Origin of the sequence: uncultured Pseudoalteromonas sp., assembly GCF_963922945.1 — a bacterium.
Lineage (GTDB): Bacteria > Pseudomonadota > Gammaproteobacteria > Enterobacterales > Alteromonadaceae > Pseudoalteromonas.
In genome coordinates this window covers 1-5,486 of record NZ_CAWUKC010000132.1, presented here as the reverse complement: position 1 = coordinate 5,486, position 5,486 = coordinate 1, and the positions used below count along the sequence as shown (strand labels likewise).

The 5,486-nt window shown below is 40.6% G+C and carries 7 protein-coding genes; all 7 read left to right on the top strand.

The features are described from left to right. The first annotated feature begins 246 nt into the window (after window positions 1-246). The 7 genes from AABI99_RS17375 to AABI99_RS17345 all read left to right on the top strand — a co-directional run bounded on the left by AABI99_RS17375 (window position 247) and on the right by AABI99_RS17345 (window position 5,157). Window positions 247-681, top strand: a complete 435-nt coding sequence (locus AABI99_RS17375) for a MerR family transcriptional regulator (protein WP_338367379.1) — start codon at window positions 247-249, stop codon at window positions 679-681. Next, window positions 681-2,924 (top strand): heavy metal translocating P-type ATPase, encoded by a 2,244-nt coding sequence (locus AABI99_RS17370; RefSeq protein WP_338367378.1) that lies wholly within the window; start codon window positions 681-683, stop codon window positions 2,922-2,924. The genes AABI99_RS17375 and AABI99_RS17370 overlap by 1 nt, the downstream gene beginning before the upstream one ends. Before the next feature lie 10 nt (window positions 2,925-2,934). After that, the gene (locus AABI99_RS17365) at window positions 2,935-3,285 is read left to right on the top strand and encodes a cupredoxin domain-containing protein (protein ID WP_338367377.1); all 351 of its coding nucleotides are present in this window, start codon (window positions 2,935-2,937) and stop codon (window positions 3,283-3,285) included. Window positions 3,286-3,382: 97 nt separating this feature from the next. Then, complete coding sequence (locus AABI99_RS17360) at window positions 3,383-3,598, top strand: TIGR02450 family Trp-rich protein (RefSeq protein ID WP_338367376.1); 216 nt, start codon at window positions 3,383-3,385, stop codon at window positions 3,596-3,598. A gap of 616 nt (window positions 3,599-4,214) precedes the next feature. Next, window positions 4,215-4,427 carry a calmodulin gene (locus tag AABI99_RS17355; protein WP_338367375.1) on the top strand — a complete coding sequence of 71 codons (213 nt, stop codon included), beginning with the start codon at window positions 4,215-4,217 and terminating at the stop codon, window positions 4,425-4,427. Between the two features lie 152 nt (window positions 4,428-4,579). Then, entirely contained in the window at window positions 4,580-4,792 is a 213-nt protein-coding gene (locus tag AABI99_RS17350; RefSeq protein WP_338367374.1) for a calmodulin, read from the top strand. Between the two features lie 167 nt (window positions 4,793-4,959). Next, entirely contained in the window at window positions 4,960-5,157 is a 198-nt protein-coding gene (locus AABI99_RS17345; RefSeq protein ID WP_338367373.1) for a hypothetical protein, read from the top strand. Window positions 5,158-5,486 lie beyond the last annotated feature (329 nt).

Below are 5,486 nucleotides of genomic sequence, written 5' to 3'. Positions count from 1 at the left end.
TATTTATGGGGAATAACCACACTTCATAGGCTCTGCCTTGCCTAAAAACCAAACACACTGCTGCAAATTCAAACGCCAAAGGTCAACACGCCCTAATCTTTCTGCCTCTTTTTAAGCGCGCTCATTAGTGCGCTTTTATTTTATCAGCTCCAGTAAATTTAAATTATGCTTTAATACTTCCCTCTATTGACCTGCGTGTTACACATAGGTTTACAATTAAGCTCTAAATGCCATGGGAGCTAAAACATGTATGTTAAGCAATTAGCTAAGTTAACGGGTGTAACGGCTGATACGGTACGCCACTACACACGAATAGGCCTTTTATCACCTACTCGCAGCCAGGCAAACGGGTATCAATGCTTTAGCAAAGCAGACCAACAACGCTTGCAGTTTATTATAAGCGCGCGCAAGCTTGGCTTTTCACTTAAAGATATTCAACAACTTATTAGCAGATCAGAGCAAGGCCATTGTCCATGTCCACTTACGCGACAAATTATTGCAAAGCGTTTAGAGGAAACTGAGGCCTTGTTTCAAGAAACGCTTAAATTACGCGCGCGTATGCAAGCGGCGTTAAAGCAATGGGAGGCAGCACAGGATGGCGCTGTTCCCAGTGATGTGTGTAGTTTAATAGAGACCTTTATCGATCCACTTGTTGAGCCAAACGAAGGCGGAGATGTGTAATGAGTAGCAGCAAAACAACAGAGCAAAACTTTATTATTGAAGGCGCTAATTGCGGTAGTTGTGTAGCAAAAATAGAAAAGGCACTGAACAACGTTCAAGGTACAAACACGGTAGAGATGAACTTTGCAGATCGTACAGTGCGTGTAGAGGGTAGTGCGCAGCAAAGTACCATAATTAATGCTGTTGAGAATATAGGCTATGGTGCAAAGCCTATGGATCATAAATCTGATCAAGATGCGCTTGACGAAAAAGCAAAATCAGACGAGGCACATTATAAAAAGCTAATGCGCAATATGATGCTTGCTTTAGGCGCTGGTGTGCCACTTATGATTTATGGGCTTATTTTTGATATGAGTGTCACAACTACAACCCAGCGAATTGCATGGGGTGTGGTGGGTATTGTCACGCTTATGGTTATGGCAATAGCGGGTAGGCAATTTTATAAAGGTGCCTGGCAATCATTTAAAAATCATAGCGCTAATATGGATACACTTATAGCGTTAGGCACGGGCACTGCGTGGTTATATTCAATGTGTGTTGTACTTGCGCCCAGTTTACTGCCTGAAGTTGCAAGGCACGTTTATTTTGAAGCCTCTTCAATGATAATCGGATTAATAAGTTTAGGCCTTGCTTTTGAAGTGAAAGCACGAGGGCGAACCTCACAGGCGATTAAGCGTTTAATTGGCTTACAAGCAAAAACAGGCCGTGTAATACGCGACGGCAAAGAGCAAGATATAGACATTAGTGATGTGCAAAAGGGCGACCATGTACGGGTACGCCCAGGCGAAAAAATCCCGGTAGATGGTAATGTCCTCGAAGGTAGCAGCAGATTAGATGAATCTATGCTCACGGGTGAGCCTATGCCTGTGAGTAAACAAACCGGCGACAAAGTAGTTGCTGGCAGCATTAATAAAAGCGGCACATTATTATTTGAAGCCACACATATAGGCCAAGAAACAACCCTTGCCAATATTATTAATATGGTAAAACGTGCGCAAAACTCCAAGCCTTCAATAGGGCGATTAGCCGATGTTATATCAGGCATATTTGTGCCCACAGTAATGATAATTGCGATACTAGCAGCCCTTGCATGGCTAAATTTTGGCCCTGCGCCCTCTATTGCTTATGCGGTGGTAGCGTTAACCACCGTGCTGATTATTGCATGCCCGTGTGCACTGGGTTTAGCAACGCCTATGTCGGTAATGGTGGGAATAGGTAAAGCCGCCGAGTTTGGCATATTAATTCGCAATGGCGAGTCACTGCAAACTACCTCCAAAATTACTACCATGATTTTTGATAAAACCGGCACCATCACCCAAGGTGCACCCCAAGTAACAGATGTTGTAACGTTTAATAACGCAGATGAAAATAACGTAATGCAATTAGTTGCAAGCCTCGAAAGTAGCTCTGAGCACCCTCTGGCAGAGGCTATTATGCAGCACGCTAAAAAACAAAACATCACCTTGAGTAAAGTTACCGACTTTGACGCCATTACCGGTAAAGGTGTAAGTGGAACAGTGAATGAGCAAACACTGTTATTTGGCAATAAAGCGCTTATGGATAAATACAAAATTGCAGTTGATGACGCCGCTGAGCAAGCAGACACCTTTGCAAAAGAAGCTAAAACGCCGATGTACTTTGCCTGTGATAACCAGCTAATGGGTTTAATTGCGGTTGCGGATCCAATTAAAGAGGATTCAGCCGATGCAATTAAGCGCCTGCAAAATAAAGGTATTCATTTAGTAATGCTCACCGGCGATAACAAAGCGACTGCACGCGCGGTGGCTAAAAAAGTCGGTATTGATGATTTTATCGCAGAGGTGTTGCCAGAGGGCAAGGTAAACGAAGTGACTAAACGCCAGCAGGAAGGCGAAATTGTAGGTATGACGGGTGATGGGATCAATGATGCCCCCGCGCTTGCTAAGGCAGATGTCGGCTTTGCGATTGGCACAGGTACCGATGTAGCCATAGAAAGCGCCGATATTACCTTAATGCGTGGCTCACTGCACGGCCTTGCCGATGCTATTGCCATTAGCAGCGCAACAATTAAAAACATTAAACAAAACTTGTTTGGTGCCTTTATTTATAACGTTGCGGGCATTCCTATTGCTGCCGGTGTGTTGTATCCCTTTATTGGTGTGCTACTAAATCCTGTAGTGGCGGGCGCAGCTATGGCGCTTTCGTCACTAACAGTCGTCACCAATGCCAATCGCTTACGTTTTTATAAACCCAACAAGCACTAAGGAGTTAATTATGTTGATGATAAATTTACTGGGTGCAGTATTAATAGGGACGATTGTATATTGGTTTTGGCTTTATAAGCCCAAACAAATCCATAGTAATGATAATACGCAAACCATAGTGGTAGATAACGGTGTTTATCAACCAAGCCATATAAAGGTAGCGGCCAATAAAAAAGTCACACTGACATTTGATAGAAAAGACAGCGCACCGTGCGCCGAAACAGTGATATTCCCGCAGCTCGATATAAGTAAAAGCCTTGCAATGGGAAGTAATAAAATCACTTTGCCTGCGCTTAAAACAGGTGAATACAATTTTCATTGCCAAATGCAAATGTACACAGGTAAGTTAACTGCTGAGTAACCAGTACGCTGGTGGGGTAACATTATTACGACCTAACTTTATGTTGAGCTAAACAGTGGGTTAGGCCGTATTATTAAAAAAACGATTATTTAAAGTTATGAATAAATTAAACCCTAAAAAACTACTCAATAGTAAATGGACCGCCACACCAGCAATTAATAAAGAGAAACACTTTATCATTGTCGAAGTTGAATACGATGAAGAGGGTAATGTAATTGAATGCATTACCGAGTCGGTATTTTCTAAAAACCAATACCCAATTATTTGGCGCGATTTAAAAGACACACAAAAATGGCAACAAGGCTGGAAGTAGTCTCTATCGACTTAACTTTTTATTTTTTGTATAACTAGGGCCACTGAGGTAAGGCATTATCGATGGCCTTAACATATATAAAGGCGCACAGCTCAAAATTTTCTTAGTGTTAAATAGCGAACACAGTTTTAAATCCCTCCTTTAAAGCGCCACACCTTAAAGTTGATTCGCCATTTGGCAACAAAATCCTATTTTTATAATTAGTTATTAAAATTAATTTTAAATATTTCTAAAACTATTTAAAATCTTATTTTTTTCAGTGTGTTAGGCTTTTAAAGTTTGCCCCTGTAACCTCATTTATTTTTCTGTTCAGATTCAGTTTATTTTCAAAACCATCAAATTTGTACTTTTAGATAGCTGCTCGCCTAAATGTGTCTTTTTAATTATTTATAAGTAACTGATTTTCTGTACATATTTAAATTGGTGTAACGCGCTGTTGCTAAAGAGCAACAAAATTAATTGGCCAAAAGGGCATAATTATTAATTTTAACGTGTAAGTGTCTGATTTGAATTATTTAATTTAAGTTGGCATTGAAGTTGTAATACTAGATTGTATTAAGCAAAACGTGATTAACGCCATATGGCTAAATCACCAAACCCTATGAAGGACTTCATTATGAAAAAGGCACAATCAACATTGGTATTAATGGCTTTAGCCTCTTCATCAGCGGCTTTTGCGGTAACAGATTTTGACACACTCGATAAAGATGGCAGTGGCACACTAAGCCCGTTAGAAGCATCTGCAGATGCTGAACTAATGAGTCAGTTTACAAAACTGGATACTGACAAAAACGGGGAGCTATCTAAGAGTGAGTTCGACAAAGCATAATTGAGTGCTTTGAGCAGTTAACGCCCTAAAACGTGTTAATTCTGAGTTGCCAAAGACAACCTAAGTAGGCAAGGGAGCTTACCATAAAGAATAACAAGGACAGTGTTATACACAGGGCGCCCTATAAATGACGTAGAGTGGAGGAGTATTTTATGAAAACGTTAAACTCAATATTGGCGGTTATGGCATTTGCAACAACCAGCGCTGCTTTTGCCGGTACCGACTTTGACACTCTAGATGTTGATGGCAATGGCGTAATTAGCCAAGCAGAAGCATCGGTCGATGCCGATTTAATGAAACAGTTTACGCAGTTGGATACCGATGGCAACAACGAGCTCTCGAAGGCTGAGTTTTCCCAAGCGTAAACAATTAATGCTCTGTGGTTTTGCTAAATTCTGAGTTGCCCAAGACAACCTAAATAGGCAAGGGAGCCTATTAAAAAGAATAACAAGGATGTGATGAGCAATCACCACAGAGCAAATTTATACCCGCTAGGTTATTAATTAGCTGCATTACGATGAAGGATTACATTATGAAAAAGCTAAAAACACTAGTAGTCGCTGCCACTGTGGTTTCATCTTCAATGGTATTAGCAAATGCTGAGCTCGAGCCATCTAAAAATAATAGTGATGAGGTTAATCAACCTAGTGATTTACAAGTCGCTAAGCATTATTTACCAGTGAGTTCACAAAACGGCCTAACTGAAAACGATTTTTTTGAATATAAATAACCAATTTCCCCCTTATGGATCTCAGAAAAGGATTTCTCATCTCTTATTAACGACAAGCCCGTACAAGAGCTTAAGAAGTTTATCAAATCATACTCACAAAGCAGCTAAGTTATTTCCTCTTAGCTGCTTTTTTATGTGTGGGCAGGCGCAACCTTTTTTTCACCAAATAGGTGCAAACTTGATAGGGGTAAATATGTAAGTATATGAATGAAAGTGCTTTTTATATTTGGTTTTAAACTTGCTTAATTAGGGCGTGTTGACCTTTGGCGTTTGAATTTGCAGCAGTATGTTTGGTTTTTAGGCAAGGCAGAGCCTATGAAGTGTGGTTA